At 65.8% G+C, this 20,173-nt stretch carries 19 protein-coding genes and 1 tRNA gene; 12 read left to right on the forward strand and 8 right to left on the reverse strand.

Going from position 1 to position 20,173, the window contains the following annotated elements; all coding sequences use genetic code 11:
• Positions 1 to 25: 25 nt before the first annotated feature.
• Complete coding sequence (locus tag VYI76_RS01140; protein ID WP_326522924.1) at positions 26 to 910, reverse strand: peptidylprolyl isomerase; 885 nt, start codon at positions 908 to 910, stop codon at positions 26 to 28.
• Positions 911 to 1,001: 91 nt separating this feature from the next.
• Here VYI76_RS01140 and VYI76_RS01145 point away from each other — a divergent pair.
• Together VYI76_RS01145 and VYI76_RS01150 are read left to right on the forward strand one after the other, a co-directional pair.
• Positions 1,002 to 1,092 (forward strand) — tRNA-Ser (locus VYI76_RS01145).
• 157 nt (positions 1,093 to 1,249) lie between these two features.
• Positions 1,250 to 2,566, forward strand: a complete 1,317-nt coding sequence (locus VYI76_RS01150) for a tyrosine-type recombinase/integrase (protein WP_326522925.1) — start codon at positions 1,250 to 1,252, stop codon at positions 2,564 to 2,566.
• A 90-nt stretch (positions 2,567 to 2,656) separates the two neighbouring features.
• Here VYI76_RS01150 and VYI76_RS01155 read toward each other — a convergent pair whose 3' ends face one another.
• On the reverse strand, positions 2,657 to 3,337 hold the full coding sequence (locus tag VYI76_RS01155; RefSeq protein WP_326522926.1) for an AlpA family phage regulatory protein: 681 nt from the start codon (positions 3,335 to 3,337) through the stop codon (positions 2,657 to 2,659).
• A gap of 177 nt (positions 3,338 to 3,514) precedes the next feature.
• Between VYI76_RS01155 and VYI76_RS01160 the strand changes: the two genes are divergently transcribed.
• A complete protein-coding gene (locus VYI76_RS01160) occupies positions 3,515 to 4,054 on the forward strand; it encodes a hypothetical protein (protein WP_326522927.1) in 540 nt (179 codons plus the stop codon).
• Between the two features lie 30 nt (positions 4,055 to 4,084).
• Here the strand turns inward: VYI76_RS01160 and VYI76_RS01165 are convergent, their stop codons facing one another.
• Positions 4,085 to 5,074, reverse strand: a complete 990-nt coding sequence (locus tag VYI76_RS01165; RefSeq protein WP_326522928.1) for a hypothetical protein — start codon at positions 5,072 to 5,074, stop codon at positions 4,085 to 4,087.
• Between the two features lie 159 nt (positions 5,075 to 5,233).
• Here VYI76_RS01165 and VYI76_RS01170 point away from each other — a divergent pair, with 159 nt between their 5' ends.
• The 3 genes from VYI76_RS01170 to VYI76_RS01180 all read left to right on the forward strand — a co-directional run bounded on the left by VYI76_RS01170 (position 5,234) and on the right by VYI76_RS01180 (position 6,981).
• Positions 5,234 to 5,542 carry a helix-turn-helix domain-containing protein gene (locus VYI76_RS01170; RefSeq protein ID WP_326522929.1) on the forward strand — a complete coding sequence of 103 codons (309 nt, stop codon included), beginning with the start codon at positions 5,234 to 5,236 and terminating at the stop codon, positions 5,540 to 5,542.
• Between the two features lie 87 nt (positions 5,543 to 5,629).
• Positions 5,630 to 6,247: a hypothetical protein gene (locus VYI76_RS01175; protein ID WP_326522930.1), complete on the forward strand. Its 618-nt coding sequence runs from the start codon at positions 5,630 to 5,632 to the stop codon at positions 6,245 to 6,247.
• Positions 6,248 to 6,270: 23 nt separating this feature from the next.
• Complete coding sequence (locus VYI76_RS01180; protein WP_326522931.1) at positions 6,271 to 6,981, forward strand: hypothetical protein; 711 nt, start codon at positions 6,271 to 6,273, stop codon at positions 6,979 to 6,981.
• 43 nt (positions 6,982 to 7,024) lie between these two features.
• On the opposite strand, the gene VYI76_RS01185 is transcribed toward VYI76_RS01180, so the two are convergent.
• Positions 7,025 to 7,507: a hypothetical protein gene (locus VYI76_RS01185; protein ID WP_326522932.1), complete on the reverse strand. Its 483-nt coding sequence runs from the start codon at positions 7,505 to 7,507 to the stop codon at positions 7,025 to 7,027.
• A 20-nt stretch (positions 7,508 to 7,527) separates the two neighbouring features.
• Positions 7,528 to 9,135, reverse strand: a complete 1,608-nt coding sequence (locus VYI76_RS01190) for a hypothetical protein (RefSeq protein ID WP_326522933.1) — start codon at positions 9,133 to 9,135, stop codon at positions 7,528 to 7,530.
• Positions 9,136 to 9,258: 123 nt separating this feature from the next.
• On the opposite strand from VYI76_RS01190, the gene VYI76_RS01195 reads away from it, so the two are divergent.
• Positions 9,259 to 10,161 (forward strand): bacteriophage abortive infection AbiH family protein, encoded by a 903-nt coding sequence (locus VYI76_RS01195; protein WP_326522934.1) that lies wholly within the window; start codon positions 9,259 to 9,261, stop codon positions 10,159 to 10,161.
• Positions 10,162 to 10,257: 96 nt separating this feature from the next.
• Positions 10,258 to 11,583, forward strand: a complete 1,326-nt coding sequence (locus VYI76_RS01200; RefSeq protein ID WP_326522935.1) for a HEPN/Toprim-associated domain-containing protein — start codon at positions 10,258 to 10,260, stop codon at positions 11,581 to 11,583.
• A gap of 61 nt (positions 11,584 to 11,644) precedes the next feature.
• On the opposite strand, the gene VYI76_RS01205 is transcribed toward VYI76_RS01200, so the two are convergent.
• Together VYI76_RS01205 and VYI76_RS01210 are read right to left on the reverse strand one after the other, a co-directional pair.
• Positions 11,645 to 12,709, reverse strand: coding sequence for a hypothetical protein (locus tag VYI76_RS01205; protein ID WP_326522936.1), 1,065 nt, complete (start codon positions 12,707 to 12,709; stop codon positions 11,645 to 11,647).
• Positions 12,710 to 12,714: 5 nt separating this feature from the next.
• The gene (locus tag VYI76_RS01210) at positions 12,715 to 14,130 is read right to left on the reverse strand and encodes a hypothetical protein (protein ID WP_326522937.1); all 1,416 of its coding nucleotides are present in this window, start codon (positions 14,128 to 14,130) and stop codon (positions 12,715 to 12,717) included.
• 133 nt (positions 14,131 to 14,263) lie between these two features.
• Between VYI76_RS01210 and VYI76_RS01215 the strand changes: the two genes are divergently transcribed.
• The 4 genes from VYI76_RS01215 (at position 14,264) to VYI76_RS01230 (ending at position 19,596) form a co-directional block, all read left to right on the forward strand.
• Entirely contained in the window at positions 14,264 to 14,863 is a 600-nt protein-coding gene (locus tag VYI76_RS01215; RefSeq protein ID WP_326522938.1) for a hypothetical protein, read from the forward strand.
• 329 nt (positions 14,864 to 15,192) lie between these two features.
• Positions 15,193 to 16,548 carry a hypothetical protein gene (locus tag VYI76_RS01220; RefSeq protein ID WP_326522939.1) on the forward strand — a complete coding sequence of 452 codons (1,356 nt, stop codon included), beginning with the start codon at positions 15,193 to 15,195 and terminating at the stop codon, positions 16,546 to 16,548.
• A 2-nt stretch (positions 16,549 to 16,550) separates the two neighbouring features.
• Positions 16,551 to 18,959 carry a hypothetical protein gene (locus tag VYI76_RS01225; protein WP_326522940.1) on the forward strand — a complete coding sequence of 803 codons (2,409 nt, stop codon included), beginning with the start codon at positions 16,551 to 16,553 and terminating at the stop codon, positions 18,957 to 18,959.
• A gap of 49 nt (positions 18,960 to 19,008) precedes the next feature.
• Positions 19,009 to 19,596, forward strand: a complete 588-nt coding sequence (locus tag VYI76_RS01230; protein ID WP_326522941.1) for a hypothetical protein — start codon at positions 19,009 to 19,011, stop codon at positions 19,594 to 19,596.
• On the opposite strand, the gene VYI76_RS01235 is transcribed toward VYI76_RS01230, so the two are convergent.
• The gene (locus VYI76_RS01235) at positions 19,580 to 20,029 is read right to left on the reverse strand and encodes a hypothetical protein (RefSeq protein ID WP_326522942.1); all 450 of its coding nucleotides are present in this window, start codon (positions 20,027 to 20,029) and stop codon (positions 19,580 to 19,582) included. The two genes, VYI76_RS01230 and VYI76_RS01235, sit on opposite strands and share 17 nt — an antisense overlap.
• Between the last annotated feature and the right edge of the window lie 144 nt (positions 20,030 to 20,173).

Raw genomic sequence — 20,173 nt, forward strand, 5'->3', positions numbered from 1 at the left:
CGGTCCGTGCCGACGATCCCGACCGTCAGGGCGCCTTGCGCACCGGCGGCATCGCGTTGCAGATGTCTGCCCCGCCCGCGGGCACCGTGAAGAACGGCGGCTCGCGGTTCTCGCGCGATTTTATCCACGCGGCGAAGCGCGGCCCTTCCGTCGTGCGATACTGGTAACGCGGGCGTTCGGCAGCCGGAAGGTCGCTCACCAGCCGGGCCGTCGCGATCGGAACATACTGCTTCGCATCCTCGTACAGTCCCAGCCCGCCGCCGGTGCCGCGCGGCAGCGTCGACAGCGCGTCAATGCCGTCGATCACCCGCCCGACGATAGCGATGTTGCGGTCCAGGTGACGCGGCGCATGGCCGATGTTGGCATAGAGATCACTGCCCGATCCCGTCGATGGCGCCAGATCGCGCGCGACCCCGACCATGGCATAGCAATGCGGGATCCACGCCTCGCGCCCGTTCGTCGCGACCGGCCAGCCGTCGCGGCTGTACCCGGCACGGCTGGCATAGGGATCTGCCTTCGAAAGCGTCGTGACCGCATCGAACACCGGCCAGACATATTCGGCCGGCGGATTGGCGACGACGTTCGCGGGCAGGGCCTTCTTCTCCGTGGCGTCGCCCCATTGCGCGACGTAATTGTCCTGCACCCGGTAGACGGTTTCGCCGTCCCACCACCCCGCCCGCGCCAGCTTGCGGATATTGTCGACATGGACGGGTGTGTAGCGCATCGGCGCGAGCCGCACGACGAACCGTCGGCCGCTCGCCAGCGTGAAGACCAGCAATTCGTCGTCGGGGATCGCCACCCAGTCGCCGGGTAGCGCGTCGTACGGCCTGGGCGGCGGCGCGGCGGCCGGTGCGGCCTGAACGGACATGACCGGAGCGAGTGTGGCGGCGAGCAGGGCAGCGATCGACATGCGCACGATGCTGGCACGCTCCGCGCGCTCGAGCAACCGACTTGCAGGACGCGCCGCTTCCCCCTAGGTCGCTCTCCGTCCAGAGCAATGCGGAGCGGTGGCCGAGTGGTCGAAGGCGCTCGCCTGGAAAGTGAGTATACGGCAAAACCGTATCGAGGGTTCGAATCCCTCCCGCTCCGCCACTTGGGTTTCCCAGCCTGTTTCATGTTGTGTCAGATGGCTTGAAAACTTCAGGATTCCTGCCACTTTGTGTCGCATGACGTGTCAGGCCGCATCATCCAAGTGCACACAAGCCGGGGGCATCGAGGGGGCATCACTATCTGACTCCTGGGGGCATCGATGCTGACCGACACTCGGGTGCGCACCGCGCCAGCGCGCGACCGCGACTACAAGCTGCCTGACGGCGGAGGCCTGCACCTCTTCGTGACGAAGGCTGGATACAAGTCGTGGCGACTGAAATACCGCTTCGGCGGCAAGGAGCGGCGGCTTGTGCTTGGTAGTTATCCCGATGTTTCGCTCAAGCGCGCCCGCGAAATGCGCGACGATGCGAAGCTCGCTCTCCGCCATGGAAAGGACCCGGGCCTCGAATCGAAGCGCGCGCGTCATTCGCGGCAGGCGGGACACGAGAACACGTTCGAGCAGTTCGCACGCGAATGGCACGCGAGCCAGATCGCCAGGTGGAAGCCGGTGCACGCGGACGACGTGATGACGTCTATGGTCCAGAACCTGTTCCCTGAGATCGGCGGCTTTCCCGTTGACCAGATCGACGAGGGGCTGGTGCTGGCCGCGCTGCGCAAGGTGGAGGCGCGCGGCGCGATCGAGACGGCCCATCGGCTGCGGCAGCGCGCCGAACGGGTGTTCAAGTTCGCGAGCGCGGCCGGGATAAAGAACGCCAATCCCGCCTCGAACCTCAGCGACGCGATGAAGCCGGTGCCCCCGAAGAAGCGGCGGCCGGCGTTGACCGACATCGTGAAACTGAGAACATTCATACGAGACATCGACCGTGCAGCCGCGTCGCCTGTCACCCGCCTCAGCTCGCGGTTCCTAGGGCTGACCGCGCAGCGCCCGGGAATGGTGCGCGAGGTACTGTGGACGGAGATTGAGGGCGTCGATTGGACGAAACCCGACGCTCCAACGCCCGAAGCGTTGTGGCGCGTGCCCGCCGCGAAGATGAAGCAGGAGCTCGATCTGCGGGAGGACGAGGCCTTCGAGCACGAGGTCCCTTTGTCAGGTGCCGCGGTCGAGGTGCTCAGGGCCGTCCGCCCGTTCTCGAGCGGCCGCGGTCTGGTGTTCCCGGGCGGCCGCGAATCGACCAAGCCCCTGTCGGAGAACGCGGTTGGCTACCTCTACAACCGCGAGGGTTGGAAGGGCCGCCACGTGCCGCACGGATGGCGGAGTTCGTTCAGCACGATCATGAACAGCAGGATCGAGCGGACCCACCCGGGTGCCGAGCGCCTGCTGATCGACCGCCTGATCATCGACCTGATGCTGGCGCATACTCCGACCGGGATGTCCCACACCGAACTGGTCTACAATCGCAGCGCTTACATGGAGCGCCGCCGCGAGCTAGCCGAGGACTGGGCCGAACTCATTATGGCGGAGGCTGATCCTGCCAGCGCGTTGGTCGAGGGCCGGCGGCGGCGCGTCGAGCGCTGATGGCGAGGACCTAGTGCGGATGCCGCTCCGATTCATGGGCCTTGGGTGCAGCGTTGGATCGTGGCACTCGCCTGGCTTAGTGGCAGGCGACTATCTGGGATTAAGCAGCCAACAGGCAATTTCACCTTCGCGCCACGCCGAGATGTTGCCGTCCATGTCGATCTGCGACGGGAACCGGCCCTGCTCGATTCGGCGATAGATGGTGCTGCGCGACATGCCCGTTCGCCGCATGACCTCAGGCAGCCGGACGTGGTCATCGGACGATGTGCCGGTGGCGGGCGGCAAGTGCTCCTCGGGCGCGATCCGGCGGATGATGCGCGCGGCCCGCTCCACTGGCTGCAGGTCCGCGCAGCTCTCTTCAACCAGCGTGTTGAAACCCTCGAGATCGACGAAGATCCAGTGCGTGGGCTCGGCGTCGCTGTCGAACGGACGCTTTGGGTTCATCGCCGAGCGGGCGAACCGGTCGGTGAAGTCGTCCAGCTCCCAGTCACCGGCCGGTATCCGCTCGGGTCTGCCGGCACCGAATGGTCGCGCGAATGTGTTCAGCCTTTCGGCGGCGATCAGCTCGCCGAGTAGCCTGGCCCCGAACCGGACATTCTGCAGCACGCTTCGCCCCACTTCCGCATCCCCGCCGAGCGCGGCGGCAACCTCCTCGGGTGCGTAACCATGGTGCAACACGCACCAGTGTGCGAACGCTCTGGCCAGCAGCGCGCGCCCGGTCGATGTTGGCGGTTCGTCGATCAGATAGGGCGAAGTGGTGTTCATCGTCATGTCTCCACCAAGGTTATAGGAGCTAGGTTGACGACGGCATAATGAGGCCTCCGACATGGCCGCCGCGACTGGGCCGTGTATGCTGGGGCGATGACCGGAACGCCCCCTGCCAGCCCCGACCAACTCGATTTCGCGCTTCGACTGGGGACGGCGATGGCTCCCTTCGTGGAGAGAGGCATGGAACTGCGAGCCGCCGAGCGCGCCGCGGCGCCGGTCGTCGCGGCCGCACTGCGCGACGAGGGCGTGGCATCGGCTGTGGTTGATGGGTTGCTCAGGGACGCGCTCGAACGAACCAACATCGGCGTCGCCATCCGTCATGACGACGTCCTGGTGTCGGTTGGTCTGCACGACGCTCTGACCGAAGGATACAAGGAGGCCGGTGGCATCCGCCTGCCGGCCGACGGGCTGCTGGTTGAGAAGCGCGTCGGGGTGAAGACGGGCTACCCGATGTACTTGTTCCCGAACGAATCGAAGCACCCCGGCTTCCCGCACGTGACGGTCGAGATCGGCCAGGTTAAGGTGAACGTGTCTATCGCGGAGCACCCAAGGGTAATCGCGGGCGACGAGGGGGTGGTCGGGATCGGCGCGGTCCTGAAGGCGGTCAGGAAGCACCGCGCCGAGCTGGAACGCGAGTGGGAGGCATCGCGGCCCGACGACCAGAAGATCGAGAACTTCAAGGCGAAGAAGGGCACGAAGCTGGGCGACGGATCCGCCTGACTGCAATTCGCCGCGCCAACGACCGGCGGTTTAGCGCTCCCGGTCGAGATCGATCCACATGACGTAGTCCTTGGGCGTGTAGTCGCCGGCGACCATGTTTCCGAGAGGGGTCGCGTCGAAGATGCCGGCAACGAATGGATCCAGTTCGCCACCACCAAGGTTCGGGCACCAGACGTTCGGCGGCTGGTCGTAGCCACCGATCGTGAACGGATCGTCGCGACGCGTCCGCTGTTCCTGCGGCGCGAGCTTCAGGATCTCGAGATGGTTCAGGATGATGACGCCGTCGACCGCGTCGAATGGAACCCGGTTACCTGCATCGAGGTGCCACGATTTCGCAGTGAGAAGCCCCGCCTCCTCGTGGCTGAGCGCGGACGTCGCCTCGAACACATATCCGTCCCACAGCACGACCAGGATGCCCGTCCTCGGTTCGGTGGAGAAGTCGCGAAACTTGTTCTCCGCGCTGACGAGGAAGTCCTTCAGCGTGTTGTCACGTGGCAGCGTCGCGTCCGCCCGGATGGCGGCGTCCGCTCCGAGCGGCCCTCGAACGGGCAGCTGCTGGCCGCGCGACGCCCGTTGCTCCTGGTGTTTTACGAACGAGGGGCATTTGATCTCGAACAGCCATTGCCGAGACGGTGCGTCAACGACAAGATCCGGCCTACCCCCGGTCGCCGGGTTGGTCGGCTCGATGGCGAACGTCGTGCCGGCCGGCCAGTCGGCGTCGACCACCACGCGTGTGACGAGCACCTCTGCGAGCTTCTGCACCAGCTGCTCGTAGCCCTGCTTCCACGCGTCGGGATCGTCCTTCGTCGGGATGTAGCGCGTCTCGGCGAGCTCGCGCACGAAGCGTTCGCCCGCACCGGGTAGCCGCGCGTCGCACGCCGCCAGCGCCTTGGCCAACCTATGGCCGAACGGGGTGACCCGCCCCTCCGCGAAATGGTAGCTGAGCCACTGCCGCGTGTCCTTGGTCAGCGCGCGGTAGCGCGCGGCGTATCCCGTCGGGTCGGCGGCATCGTTCGTCATCGCGACGATATGGGGTGCCGCGGCGGCCACGGAAGGTGCCGACGCCGCCGCGACGATGCGCGGTGATTCATTCTTTCCATCAATCCTTCGTCCGGGGAGAACTAATTTTCATAAGGCGCGCCGCTAGCCGTGGCGGTCCGACGTCGGTATCGTGTGGCGATGACGACGGGGGGTGAGAAGAAGGACTGGGCGGCGCTGGCCATCGCGCTGGGCACGCGCGTGACGCAGGAGCGCGACCGTCTTGGTATCACGAAGGAGGCGCTCGGTGAGCGCAGTGGCCTCGCGTCGCGCTACATCTGGCGTGTCGAGGCCGGGATGCAGAACATCCAGCTCGGCAACATCGGGAAGATCGCGACAGGCCTCGGCTTGACGCTCGCCGAATTGATGGCCGGCATCGAGCAACTCGTCGCGAACCCCGCCGAGCGGAAGCCTAGCCGTCCACGCGGAGTGCTTAAGAAAGCGGTCTGAGGCGACCTATCAGTCACGTCGCTTGGGAAGAACGGAACAAATATACTACCTGTGAGTAGTATTCGTCTCGATGCTGAGGCGAATGCGATGTCGCGATATGTTTACCCGATCGACGGCGATGGCCAGTCCACCCTTCTGCGCCATCTGATCGGCCGTGCGCTGGTCGACCGCCGTCGGCGGCTCGGTGAGCGGCATCCCGCGCCTCTGGGCGGCGACGTGCCCGACCTCGACCGAAGGCGTCGACGCGCCGCGCGGATGGTCGAGTGCACGCTTTCCGGCAGCGCAGACGGAACGATCGACTGCGCCCGGTTCTTCGGCAGGTTGGCCTCGCATATCCAGATGGCGTCGGACGTCGTCGGGACGATGCTCTCGTCGGTGGAGGACGTCGCGATGGACGCCCATCGCGCACGCCGGCTGGCGACAGTGGTTGCGGACCTCTTCTACTATCTGGAGGAGAGCGTGCCGATGGGCCAGTCGGTGCGCATGTGCATCGCGATCGCGCACGACGACGACGGGCTCGTGGTGGGCGTTGGCGTCGAAGGCGCAGTCAATCCAGTGTCCTGCGCGTCGGCGACGGTCGCGATGCTCCGCGCCAGGAACATCGTCAGGCTGCTGCGTGGGCAGTTCCAGCGCGGCGTCGATGGCCACCGGTTGGTGTTCGGGCTGACCTTCCCCGCCGACTTCGCGGAGCGGATAGTTCGATGACGTCCACAATGATCCCCTGTCTGGTGCTCGACGTCGAGGCGGCGCCCGACCGTTTTGCGCGTCTGCTGACCGGACGGCGCAACGGTGGCGCGGTTCCGAAGGGTTCGCCGCTGAACGAGATCATCAACGTCAGCACGTTGGAATTCGTGCGCGGGCCGGATGGTGTGTGCACCGGATACCAGCTCACCTCGTTCCACCGGGACGAGTATTCCGAGCAGGACATTCTGGCGAACGCCGAGACCGCGCTCACGCGCGTTGCCGAGGGCGGCCTCCTCGCGACCTTCAACGGGAAGGCATACGACCTGCCGCTGTTGCGCTTGCGCCAGATGCGGTGGTGGCAGTGCGAGAGCGGCGCGGCGGAGGCGATCGCCGGCGGAACCGCCGAGCACATCGACGTGATGATGGACCTGAGCATGGACGGTGCGTTGCGCTGGGCGAGCCTCGAAGACGCCTGTGCCAGCGTCGGCTTCGCCCTGCGCGGGCCGGCTGTTGCCGGGCGCGGACCCGCTCTGCCTTACGAGGTCGAGCGATGCGAGGTCGACGTGATCGGTACCGCGATCCTGCTACTGTACGTGATGGCCCGTCGCGAGCGATCGACCGTGCCGCTGCGCCGAGGTCTGCCTGCGATCGGCGACCTGCTGCGCGGTCCCTGCGCGGGCCGCGCCCACCTTCATCGCTTCGCCGACAGCGAGTTGCTCGAAGCGGACGCAATGGCGTGGGGCGCGGGTGCATGATCGCCGCGCTGCATCTCGCCTTTCGCCTGCGCCACCGCAATCATCAAGACAGGAAGGTAAGGGCACCACGATAAAGCGCTGTCAGCTCGTCGTCTGTGAACTGGATCTGTGGAGTGAAGGTCAGCCCGTCGTGCGTAGACGCGGCCTCCGGCGTCGCGATGTAGAGGCGTTGATTGGGTTTTCGCAGGTTTCGCACGCGGTCAGCCAAGCGGCGTGGGGCCTTGCTGCTGTATGCGGTGGTCACCAGCGATACGTCGGCGAGATACTCGCCGAAGGTGATCCAGGCATGACCGCCCCAGTCGAGGTTTGTCCTGCTGAAGTCATCCGTCACCCTGGAGTGGCCGAATACGGCTGCACCGTCGATCGCAAGCATCCCGCCGACGAGACTCGCCGATCGGTAACCCAGGCTATGCAGCCTGCCCACATAGAGGGCACTCATCATGACGCATGCGCCGGGTGCCGACGGAAAGGCGAGGAGCACATCGTGGCCAACGGCGATCAGCGCGTCGACCTCCGCGTCGTTCAAGGGGGACGGCCCGTGCACGGCTAGACCAACGTGCCGGCGATCGCCTGCAGGGCGTCGACGAAACTCTGGATGAGTTGCCGGCCCTGCATCGCCGGCGGATAGCTGTCGTCGACGCCGGCACGCTGCTTGCCGCTCGCTATCTTGCCACCGCCGAGATGGGCGTCGGCGAGACGGAGATCGTAGATGCCGAACAGCGGGGCCATCATCGTCGCGGCGGCGCCTTCGGATCCGTGCTTTGCCGCGAGCTTCTCAAGCGCCTTCAACGAACCCGGCTTCTTGTCCCCCTTGGGAAGGGCCAGCGCCGTGGCGATCGCGTCGACGTCGATCCGCTCGATGAAGACGCGGGTGAGCTCCTTCGACAGCTCGAGCAGTCCGTCCGGGTCGGCGGCGAGGAAACGGTGTGAACGCCGTAGCAGGCCGGGCACGCTGTCATGGTCACGCAGCAGAGGCGTGCCATACCGCTTGCGGAATGCGTCATCGACCGCGGCGATCGCCGCCGGGAGTATGTACTCCGGCGCGGTGGTCGCCGCGGGGTTCACCTCCATCTGCGCGGCGAAGAGTTCCTTGGAGACGCCGCCGTCCGGCGTCGCGTTGTGCGCGCTCCACACACGCTGCTCCCAGGGTTGCAGACGGCCGATGTCCTTCGCGAAGACCGTGATCCGCCCGAGATCGTTGACGCCGAAATGGACCCCGCTCGCCGTCGCCCCCACTGCGCCGGTCTCGCCGGTCGCCCAGCGCAGGCGGCCGCCCCGGTGACGCAGCAGCGCCGCGACGACCGCCGGCTCGAAATGGAGCCATGCCATCGCGCCGATGAGATCCGGCGCGCTCGCCCGGGAGCCGTCGTTCTTCAGCGCGAACGTGGTGGTGTGTGGATCGTCATCGCCGCGCACACGCGTGCTGAGCATTCCGGGTTCGACCCATTCCGTCCGCCAGAGCGCACCCCGCACCCAGAAGTGACCCTTGGGATCGGGATAGTCCGCATCCATCAACGTGCATTCGCGCTGGTCGCCATCCTTCTCCTCCTTCAATCGACCCTTTGGCCAGCTGAAGGAGGGCTTGGTCGCTACCACGGCGATCCGCTCTCGGTAGCTTGAGCAGTAGAGCGCCATCCCCCGCGCCGCGAGGTAGTCGCGGAGGAACTCGGCCTTGATCTCTAGCAGCTTCGGGCTGCCTCCATCGTCCCGCGTGAGCCGTGCGACCTCCACCCAACCTTCCTCGGGCCGGAACCAGGTGTCTTCCTCGCGGACCAGGCCGAGCGCGACGACGAGATCAGGATGCAGGTGCCAGATGCTCCGGCTCTCTTCCTCGACGTGCTGGTCGATGACCAGATTGATGCCGATCGGCTGGCGCCCTGAACGGAAGATGTCGACTGAGCTGTATCCCCAGCGTTCGACCGCCGATCGATGCGGCGTCATGTCGAGGTCGCCGGTCCAGCCCATCTTGGAAGCGACGTCGCGATGCGCGATGTCGACCGCGGCGGTCGCGATGCCCGTCCACTCCTCGATCCTGACGATGTCCGCCGCGGGCGGCTCTAACTCGGCCTCGACGACCAGGCGCAACGGGATCCAGGATCGACCCTGCAGCGGCGGGACGTCACGGAGTTCGAAATACGACTGGGGGATCGGCATCTTGGGTTTCGCAGTGCAATGGGTATTGCGAGCCTTCACCTGCGGCGCGCATCGCAGTCGGTGCCCCGACGCGGGGCGCGAAGGTCCTGTCTAACCTAACCCGCTGGCCATATCTAACGCGCGATGACCCACGCCGACCTCTTCAGGACCGTTGCCGCGCCGACCCGGCTATACGTCATCGGCAACGGCTTCGACCGCTATCACGGCATACCGTCGGACTTCCGCGACTTCGCCAGATATCTCGCCGCCGCCGATCCCACCGTCTATCGTATGGTCGGCGAGTATTTCTCGGCCGATGCGCGCTTCTGGGCCGACTTCGAGACCTGCCTTGCCGAATTCGATCAGGACCAAGCGGTCGACTACGCATCGCAGTTCCTCGACGATGAGGGGTATGGCGATTTCCAGTACGAGCTCGAGCAGATCGCGACCGGCCTGTCGTCTGGGCTGCGTGGGCGCTTCGCCGAATGGGTGCGCGGTCTGCCGATCCCGCAGAGGGGCACGGTCGGGCGTCCGCTGAACGTCGATCCGACCGCTGTCTTCCTGTCGTTCAACTACACGCCGACCCTCGAACAGATCTACGGCGTCGCTCGCGAGCGCATCCTGCACATTCACGGCGACGCTGCCGATCCTGCCTCCGAACTGGTTCTGGGGCACGGGTGGAGCCGCGCACCGGAGGATAGCCTCAATTTCGGACCGGTAGGGCCGGACGACGACTGGCGCGTGCGTGACGGTATCGAATACATCGACCAGTTCTTCGCCGACACCTTCAAGCCAACCGACAAGCTGCTGGAGGAGAACCGACCGTTCTTCGACGGGCTGGCGGGACTCCGCGAGATCCTGATCATGGGGCATGGGATGGCCGAAGTGGACGAACCCTACTTTGAGGAGATCATGCGGCGGGTGGATCTGGCGAGCACGCGGTGGATCGTCAGCGTGTTCGGCGATGTCGAGAAGCGGCGCGAACGGTTCGGGCAATATGGGATCGCGCCTTGGCTGATCGAATATCGGCCCCTGATCGATTTCTGATAGTCCGTCCGGGTCGATCAAGTGCGCGGCGGCTTAACGCGATTGCGTGGAGCCGACCGTTGGGCCAGCCAGTGGCAGATGAGGTGATTAGGTAGCGTGGGAACGGAGATACAGCTGAAGCTCGGCGGAATTGGCATGACGTACGCCAAGAACCATCGCGGCCCCGATCACGGTGCGCTGTTCCAGCCAGCCGATCGGCAAACGGTGCGTAGCGATCAGATCGACTGCGAGTATTGCGAGGATGAGGGCGAAGACCCCACCCCGATGGAGTGGGCCTTCGTCCGCAAACTGAGGCACGTCGTCCCACGGCTCGAAATGCTCGGCTTTACGCTGGATGTGGCGCGCAAAGCCTATTCCGATTGGATCGTCGAGTGGAAGGATGAGCGGGAATCGCTCCAGGATGAGGGTGACCCGCCGATCCCCGACCCGTTGTCGTTCGACGAGTTCTGTGCCTTCGCGAACCGGCAGCCGATCGTCGACCTGGACGACAAGTTCCTCACGTCCGACGACGAATGGGTTGACCGGCGGAAGCCGAAGGGCAGGTTCGTGTCGGACATAGACGTCATCGAACGGATCCCGCGGGGCTTCGACCACGATGACATGGCCTGGTCGGAGCGCAGCTACTTCGGCACCTGCGTCAACATCCTCCATCCCTACCTGATGCTCCGCATTTTCGCCGGGAATGGGGTGAACCTCGATACGGATGTGCTCTGGCACTACGGCGAGCTCGTCGAGAACGGCTACGCAACGGCTGAGGCGTTCGTCCCGTCGGCCCGGCGCCGTGAGACTTTCCTGATCGCGACCGAGGGCAGTTCCGATGCCCATATACTCCGGCACGGCCTCGCGCTTCTTCGCCCCGACGTCGCGGATTTCTTCCGCTTCATCGACGTGAGCGAGCGGCACCCGTTCCCGGGCACCGGCAACCTCCTCAAGTTCGCCGAGGGCCTCGCCAAGATCGACGTCCACAATCAGACGGTTTTCGTGTTCGACAACGACGCGGAAGGGGCCGACGCCTTCGGAAAGGTCGGCACGCTGACGCTGCCGCCGAACCTGCGGGCGATGCTGCTGCCGTCGCTGGAATGCTTTCGATCCTTTCCGGCGCGGGGACCGGAAGGCGATAACCAGGCGGACATCAACGGCCGGGCCGCGGCGATCGAATGCTATCTGGACCACCGTCTGAAGGGTTATCCGCCGCCGCGCGTCGTCTGGACGAACTTCAAGAAGGAGATGGACACCTACCAAGGGTCGCTCGAGCACAAGGAATCCTACACCCGCGCGTTCCTTGGGCTCCGCGCGGACACGCTGGCGTCGTCCGGTTACGACACCGGTAACGTCGAGCAGCTGCTGGACGCGCTGATCGGGGAGTGCACGGCGATGGCCGCCGAGGGCGTCGTCGCATTGTTCGACACACCTGGCGCGTGATCGGTCGCGGTAAAGGCCTAACCGGCTAACCTGGGAATCCGTCGGCGCGCCAGCACGCCGTTCAGCTCCTAAGCCGGCGCTTCATGACCAAGCCGAGCCTGTCGTCCGGATCCGGGATTGGGACCGTCGGGATTGCGAGGCGGATGTGCTTCGCGCCGTCCGGCCTCTCCTCGGCGAAGGTGATCACCGCATCGGACGGCAGCAGGTCGTTGCTGAACACCTCACCCAGCCGGCGACCGACGAGGCTGTCCTGGAGGACGTCGGGGAATGATACGTCGTCGATCCAGAGCGCATCGTTGATTAGCTGCCAGCCTCGCGCCTTCGACGAAAGCTGGCACTTGATGAGGCCGCCCGACCAGCCGAGGTCGCAGACAAACTCGTCGTCTTGATCGCCGAATTCAAACACCAGCCGCTCCGTGCGCGCGAGACTGGCGGTCGCGAAGTCGATGTCCATGCCGACCTCCCGCAGCACGCGGACGGCCGTGTCCTGGGCGCGCCCGCGGATACGGTCGGCACGGAGGGCGGCCAGAGTGTCGTGGCAATCGACATGCTCGTCTACCCGCTTGCGCAGCCTCTCGATGAGGCTGTCGGTGGACATTCCCTGCGTGCGGCTCGTCCCCCAGCTTGGGCCGGGTCCCAGAGTTTCCACGTCGAGCACGACTTGTACGCTACCGTCGGACGCGCCGACCGCGACGCCGATGGCCGTGACCGCAGGATCGTGGGCGGCCGCGAAATCGCCGCCGAGCGTCTCGGCGATCCGCGCCCTGACCTGCTCGACCAGCGTGGCCGCGGCCGCGCGCCGGTCCCAGAGCATCTCTGCCGATCTGACGATCTCGTCGGTCAGCACCTTCACATAGGTCCGGCCGGGTGTCCCGCTGGGCGCCCCGTAGCGCATTTCCGCGCCAGCCAGATCGGCCGATGCTTCCGACCTCACCTGGATCATCACGCTTTCGGGATCGTAAGGCAGGCCCGGGGCGACGGTCAGCCGACCGAAGCCGCCGGCAGGGCGGTCGGCGAGGATGGCGTTGGCGCGCTCGGTCGCCGTCGCGGCGCCAGTTCGCAGGCGATCTCCCCGGTCGTATTTCTTGAGCCTGTAGCGCTGCGCGCCGCGATCGGCTTCATCCATGCTCCCTATCCTTTTTTCGGTAGTTTCGCCGTACGTGGCACTCCTGTCCGTCGCGCCTTGGCCGGAGCGTCAGGCCACATCTGGCCATTCTCGCAGTTCACCAGCCAGGGGTCTGGCTTGATGCGGACCACCACGTTTCCGTCCTTGTTCTCGGCATGCTCGATCCGCGACCCGCAGCGGAACGGGCTGTCGAGAACTGCGTGCAGTGGTTGGCCTTTCAGTGCGGTGATCACCGTCTCGGGGAATGCCTGGCGGCGTAGCGTGAGGACTTCGTCCGTGACTTCGACGCCGTCGCCGTCGCGGGTGGCGACGCGGATCACGCCGTGGCGCCAGAACAGGCGCAGCTTCAGGGGACGGGTGCTGGTGGCGAGCACGACGTTTGTCTCGAACCCCTCCGCAAGCTCGGCGAGTGCCGCAGCCGGGCCGCCGGGAGCGGCCTCCAGGATCGAGCGCGCCACGCCGCTCACCCAGCCGTGGGCGCCCTTCGCGTGAACCGCGGCGACGGTATCGGCCCGGTCCAGACCCGGCACGTCGAGGGGCGCACTCCAGCCGAACCGCTGGCCGATCGTATGGACGACGATCCCCCGCCGGAATGCGTGGTCCCATGCCTCAAATTCCGCCGCGAGGATGTCCCCCTGCGAATACTGGTTGCTGATGTCGAGCGTCATGGCGCGCACATGCACGTCTGGCAGATGGGCCGCCATCGCCTCCACCGCACGCCGAGCATTCCGGATGCGCGAAGCGAAGATGTGCGGGCTGGCGTACAGCCTGCTCATGTCGGACACGACGCCTGTCGCGATCGTCTCGATCTCGCTGCGATCGAAGGAGCAGATCAGGCCGCTCGATGAGAAATCCATGCTGCGTTGAAGGACCAAGTTGTCGGCCGGCGCGAACGGCGGGAACTGCAGGTGGTGCTCGGGATGGCGGTCTACGAGACGGACCACGAGCTCGGGCATGCCAATTGCCCTGCAGGCGAGGTTCGCGCTCAGCTCTTCGATGATCCGCATGAGGAGGTCGAGGTTCGAGCCGCCGGGCCGGCCGGGCATGTCGGCGGAATGATGAAGGCCGGGCCGGTCGATGTCGACGCCGAGTTGCTCGGCATCGACGATCACGAACCCACCGATGCACGCGATCATCTCAGTGCCTGCGGGCAGCGGGTAGTCCATGCGGTTGCCTTGCCAGGCCATCAGCTCGAATTCCTGGGCGATGGCTCGGATCGTCTCCGCGTCGATTTCCGACCACGCTTTCTCAGCCATATCCCATCCCTTCTGCCGGGCTTCGGATAGGAAGAGGCCATATATGGCGTCGGCCGCGGGCGTTCCGATGGGCAGTCGCGCGTCGCCGAGCGCGGCGTCCACCAGGGTTCGGATCGTCGATCCGCGCGGGTCTGGCCCGACGTTTTCGTATGCCAAGGTCTTCATCTACCAGTTCTAGGATTTGAGTTCGGTTTCGGCCAGCGAACGCGAAATTTATCTTGGAGGAGGCGAGCGTCTGATGCTTCGGATGACCTTCCAATGTTCCGGTCTGCCGCGTAGGGTTGGAGCGGAGGCGACGATGAACCTGGGCTTCGGCCAGATACTGACGGTGCTGGCCGGACTGCATCCCGACGCCAAGGCCAACGTCCTTGAGGCGCGGCTGAAGTATTTCCAGCGCATTCCTTTCCCTGCCACGGTGGAGAAGGTCGGCAGCGGCGGCCGCGCGGAGTTCGGCGTTGCCGATTTCCTGAAGCTCGTCCTGACCTTCGAGTTGCTGGCGGCGGGCATCGCGCCGCGTCAGGCGGCGGCGCTCGTCGACGCATCGTGGGCAGAGTCCGGCCCCTTTTTGGCGCGGGCTTGGATATCGCGGTCGACGCCCCTCGACGACTTCATTCTGGTCCACCCGGCTGGGCTGTCGGCGAAGAAGAATGACGCCGGGTCGGTCGAAATGGGCGACGCGAAGGACTTCGCGGCTGTGATGCGGCGCAGCGGTCAGGAGGGCCGGCGCGTTGTAACCGTCAACGCGGGCTCGCTGGCTACGGCCTTGGATGCATCATTGGCGAAGTTGGCGAAGACGCCTCGTGACGAGACGGAACGCGTCCGGGCGGCGCTGAACGAATGGGCGGACGTTGCGGGCCGCCAGGTGTTCATCAAGGTCAAGCGCAGGACCGGCACCTGAAGCTAATTTTTGGGCTTGGCGAGCGATTTTAGGGGGCCATTCTCACCTGTGGCTCCACACCTGAAAACCTTCAGAATCGGCTATTATCCGACCGAACTTTGAAAAATGGTCTGTTCGAAACGGATGACTCGGCGAAAGGGCAGGTTTTCCGCACCCGGCACAGGTGAGAATGGAACCGCCCATTCCAGCAACTCATTGAAAAATCAAGAGAAAAAGTCGAGCGAGCGGCGCTGCTAGCGCTCTTCGATACCGCTTTTCGACAACAACGGAAAAGCTCAAATGGCGCAAGAGGGTTCCTTTTGTTCCTGACCCGGCCTATATGGTCTGCCATGAAGCTCGCCATCGGATTTGACGCCTATCGCTGGGAGGAGGTCGGCCACGACGTGCCGTTCCGGCTGATCGGCCCCCGCGGGAAGCAGCACCGGCAGATATCGCGCGCCGGCAGCGCGATGTTCGCAGCCATGCCGGACCGCGCGACCGGGATGAGCAGCCTGGCGAGTTTCCTGTGGCTGTTGAACGTGGCGCACCGGAAGTTCCCGGACGCGGCCGAGCGGTTCATCGCCAGCGTCGCGGGTTGCCGAGAGGTAGCGGACGCGTTCGTGGCGCAGCTGGAGATCCCGTGGAAGGGCGCGAAGGAGAAGGACGGCAGCCGATGGCTCCACCCGAAGGGCGAGCTCCATGGCCGCGTCGCCGGTGCGCTGGTTGCGCTGGGCGACGTAACCGCACGACTGAGGGAGATCGTCTTCGGCGGACAGGATCCGACCAAGGTCAATAAGGAGCTCAGCCGGACCGGCGGCGCGCACGTGGTGGAGAACCGCAAGGGCCGTGGCTACCGCTCGGACACCGACCGTCTGCTGCGGATGGGCAAGGATACCTCGTCCGCCCCGCGCTACGACGACCCGCGGTTCTTCGACCGGCTGCTGGTTGGCATGAAGGCCATCGGGACCCCGGAGGCGATCGAGGGGCTGGCGCGGCTCGCGCGCTACAGCGGTGGCCGCTGGTGCTCCGTGTCCTCGGTGACGATTTACGATGTGCTGTGCGGCCCGGCAGCGAAGGACATCGGCAAACACATTACCGCGACGACGAAGGGCAGCGAGGGCGCGACCGTTATCGAGCTTATCCCGGGCGACGAGCAGATGGCCTGGATCTATCGGTTCATCGACGGACCGCGCAAGCGCGCATCGGGCATGTCGCTCGCGCGGTTGAAGGCATGGGCCGCCAATCCGAAGAAGCGCGCGGCGTTGAAGCAGATGCCATTGTTCACCGAGGACGGGGTGAACGCGGTTCCCTACCTCAGGATGTATCGCTTCTTCCGCCGCGCGGCTGAGCGGCAGGGCCTGTTCATCGACGACGTCGAGTATCGCCTGACCGGCAGGCGTCGCTACCTGTCGTTCCACTATCTGCGACACGAATATGTGCACCACCGGCTGGACGTATGCCTGACGATGTCGGCTGTGGAGCAGATCGCCGAGCGCAAGGCGATCATCGCCTACATGGGCTGGGAGAGCGGCGAGCGGATGCTCAAGTGGTATTCGGCGCACCACGTGGTGAAGCTGGCGCACCGCTCGGCACGTACGTTCAACGAGCGCACGACGGAGAAGGTCGCCGTCTCCACCGTCAAGAAGCCCTCGGCGTTCCAGGCGGGCGCCGCCGCGACCGCCGCGATGCTGTCGGGGCTCGCTTAGTCGTGGCGCCGGTGTCCGAAACGGTGTCCGCCGACGCGGTCCGCCGGCACGGCGTCCCCGGCACAGGCGAGGCGCGCGTTTCAGGCGCGTCGCGTGGCGCGCGGCTGGTCATCGGCGAGCGCAGGGCATCATCGGGCGATGGACGCCACTTCCATGAGCGCGTCGACATCTGGACGCTTTCGGCGGCGGCCCACGTGTCGAAGCCGGCACGCAGACTGCTGAAGCCGCTGGGTGTGACTGTCCCGTTTCGTTCGATGGCCCTCAGGCCCGGTCGTGGAGGAGACAGGTCGGTCGGATCGGTTTGGGAGGCCTTCGTCGGTTGGATGGAAGCGGAGGAGAAGCGGTGGGCGAAGGAGGGGCGCGGACCTGGCGACGGGTTCTTCGAACTCTACCGGCGCGTGCGCACCAACCTCTACGCGAACTCGGTTCCGCACCCCGACGTGGCCCTAAGGGCGTATCTCGCGTTCTTCGGGAAGGACGGTGCGCACTGCCACAGCATGACCGCCTTGCTCGGTTCGCAGCCGCTGATCGCGGAGGCGCGGACCCGGCTAGACCTGATGGTCGGAAAAGGGGCGCACCACTACCGGCGAGGTCTGACCGGTGACCTGGACGACCTGCTCGAAATCCTTCCGCCGTGGGCGCGCGACCGGTTCCGGTCGCACCTTGCGCAGGTGCGACATCCGGCGACCGTGCTGCCAACGATGGCGTCGGTAGGCCGACTGTGTGCGCTGCCGGATGGCCCGATCCGGTTGCGGGGAGCACTTTGCCTGATAGCCAAGGCCGCCGAGGGCAACTCGCTCGCCAATCAGCGCGAGTGGGTGCGCTATCACTGCCGGCACGCCAACATCATGAAGCTCAAGTCGTCGACGTCGATGGAAGACGTCACGCGTTCTCTCGACCTCTACGCGTCAGGCTTGCTTCTTCCGCTTGATATCGAGGAACCGCGGGTCAAGACGGCGGCTGCCTGGCGGATCGCGGACACCACGGCGAGAAAGCTGGCGCTACTCGTGCTCGGCGACGACGCCGAATTGCTGACCTGCTGCCTGCCGGCACTGCACCACGATGCCGATGGCTACCAGAACCGACTGAATGTCAGGATCAAGGAGCTGGGGAAGCCGCGCAAGGGGAAGCGTCTCGAGAAGGTCGAGCCGATCGTTTCGGCGCTGACGCTGATCCTGGCGGCGATGGAGAACCGCGTCGCGCAGCTGGAGGGGCTTCTCACTGCGCTCGCCGAGCAGATGCCGACCGCGCGGCAACGGATGGATGCGGGACTGCGGGTGGGATTCGGTTGGACCGGGCCGGTCGTGCGGGCGGACGGTTCGCTCGGCGTGACGGATCAGACGATCGACTTCGAACTCTTCTCCGAAGGTGAATTGCTGACAATCGCCCACGACCGATCGTATCGACTCAAGGATGTCAAACGGCGGATGCCTGCGGGTCATGGGGAGGGCAGCGCATACGGTGTCCAGCACGACGCGGGACGGTGGGGCAAGATCCACCTGGTTTACCGTGGCACCACGCCGGCCGATCCGGACGGCGAGGCGGTCGAGCCGTTGTGGGTCGACCTGTTCCGGTGGGATGTTCTGGACTGGACGGACCGCCATTCCGAGAAGGTGAAACTTGGACGGCGCGAGCGGACAGCCCGGCACGGGTTGCCAGAATACGACTCGCCGAAGCGCGGTATCCTGATCCCCTCATCGCAGGATCACGATATCGCGATGTTCGCGCGCGGCGACGATCCGGAAGCCGAGGACAGCCTGATCGTAATCCCGCTGGTCGAGTTCTACCATGCGATGGCCTACGCCCGCATCGCTCTCAGCTACGGCATCCGCTGGGGTGCGCGCATCGGCGAGATCCTGCAGATCAGACTGGGCCCGGACTGCTTCCGGTCGCACAAGGTCGATGGCGAGATGCAACCCTACGTTGCGCTGCAGCCGAAGGGATGGTCGACCCATGGCAAGTTCGGCCTCGACGCGCAGTCGGCCGGCGCCATGAAGTCGGCGAAGCTCTTCACGAATACCCGCTTCTATCTCGGCAGCATGGACGACAAGGGCGAACCGACGCTTCCGATGGTCCCGTTCTGCCAAAGCGACCGCGGACTGCCGCCCGCGCGCTACCTCTTCCAGCATGATGGCAAGATGGTGATCCCGGAGGAGCTTGCCCTCTACGGCACCGTGCTGCTCATCGGCGTGATCGACATGACCTCGCACGACGGGCGCTACACGTTCGCGACCGCCATGGGTCTCGAGGACGCGAGCTACCAAGAGATCGGCGTGCTGCTGCACCACAGCCCGGGCTCGGCGATGCCGAAGAGCTACGACCTGTCGGCGGCCATCGACGCGGCGGCCGCGGCCGAGCGGTTCAACGCCCATGTCCAGGCAACCCTCGTGACGTTGTCGCTCTGTGGCTAAGGCCGTGTCCACGGCTGCCCCGAAACGACGGGATGCGCAGGGTCGGTTCATGGGTCGGCGGCGCACCCGCACGCGCATCGGCACGTCGCGGATAGGGCGTCGGGGGCCGTCGTACCTGTTCGACAAGGATCATCTGACGCTCGCGCGCCTGCTGGTCGCGCTTGAGCACATGGTGGGGCGGCTGACCGCCGAGCTCGACGGGCGCGAATGGAAGGATCCCGAGAAGGTCGTCAGGAGCAACATGCGCGGGATCGATCGCGGACGGTCGGTCGACGGTGCGAAGCGAATGCGTGCGGTCGAGCGTGCGATCATCCATTTCGCGCTCAAGCGCAATGATCCGGATCACGAGACGTTCCGCAAGCGGGTCGCCAAGGAATATGGCGGGACGTTCAGCACCGCCACGCTTTATCGCGAACCCTACCTCTCCGCCTGGGCGCCGCACCTGAGCCGGCCCGATGCGCCCGAGGATACGTCGGCGCTGATGAAGGACCGCCGGCGCTGGTCCAGACGCGCGATGATCCAGGCGATCATGAAGCACAACGAGGCGCTGAAGGCGCTCGGGGTCGACGTGTCGGACAAGCTGCTTGCCGACGACGGGGAGGACTGGTCACCGCTGCCCGCTAGTCCCGGGCGCTGAGCAGCTCGCGCACGAGCAGCGCGACCTGGTCGACCTGCCGCTGGCTCAGCATACCTGCCTCCGCGCCTTTGGACAGCGCGGCGTGGACGTCGCGCACGACCGACAGTCGGGTCACCATCGGCGACCGGGTTCCGGCAGTCAGGGGGTCGCCGGGGGGAAGTTCAGTCAGCGACGGATCCCATTCCGCGATCGCCTCCGCCGTGCACACGACCGTCCCGATGATGGTCTTCGGCGGGCCCGCCGACAGGATCGAGAGGCGCAGCGGCTCGTCAGTGGAGTAGGCACCGCGCGCCACCAGAGCTTTGATGCGGGCGGCGGCGTCGCTCTCGATCCAGGTCTCGGCGATCTCGCCGTCGCGGTTGAAGATCGCGTCGTCGCGGATCCGGCGGCCGAACGTGAGGCGCCATAGCCGGCGCCCGGTCTTGCTGGTCATGGGAGTTCCTTTCGGTCGCGTCGATTGCGCACGTGTGAGGTCGCCCGCGTCGACGCGGTGCGGGCGGACGTTGCCGGTTTTGTCCCTGAAGGCGTTCGGGCGCGGCGAAGCGCTGCGCAGGCGGACGATGTGGTCGTCCGCCGA

Source organism: Sphingomonas sp. (assembly GCF_035910975.1).
GTDB lineage: Bacteria > Pseudomonadota > Alphaproteobacteria > Sphingomonadales > Sphingomonadaceae > Sphingomonas.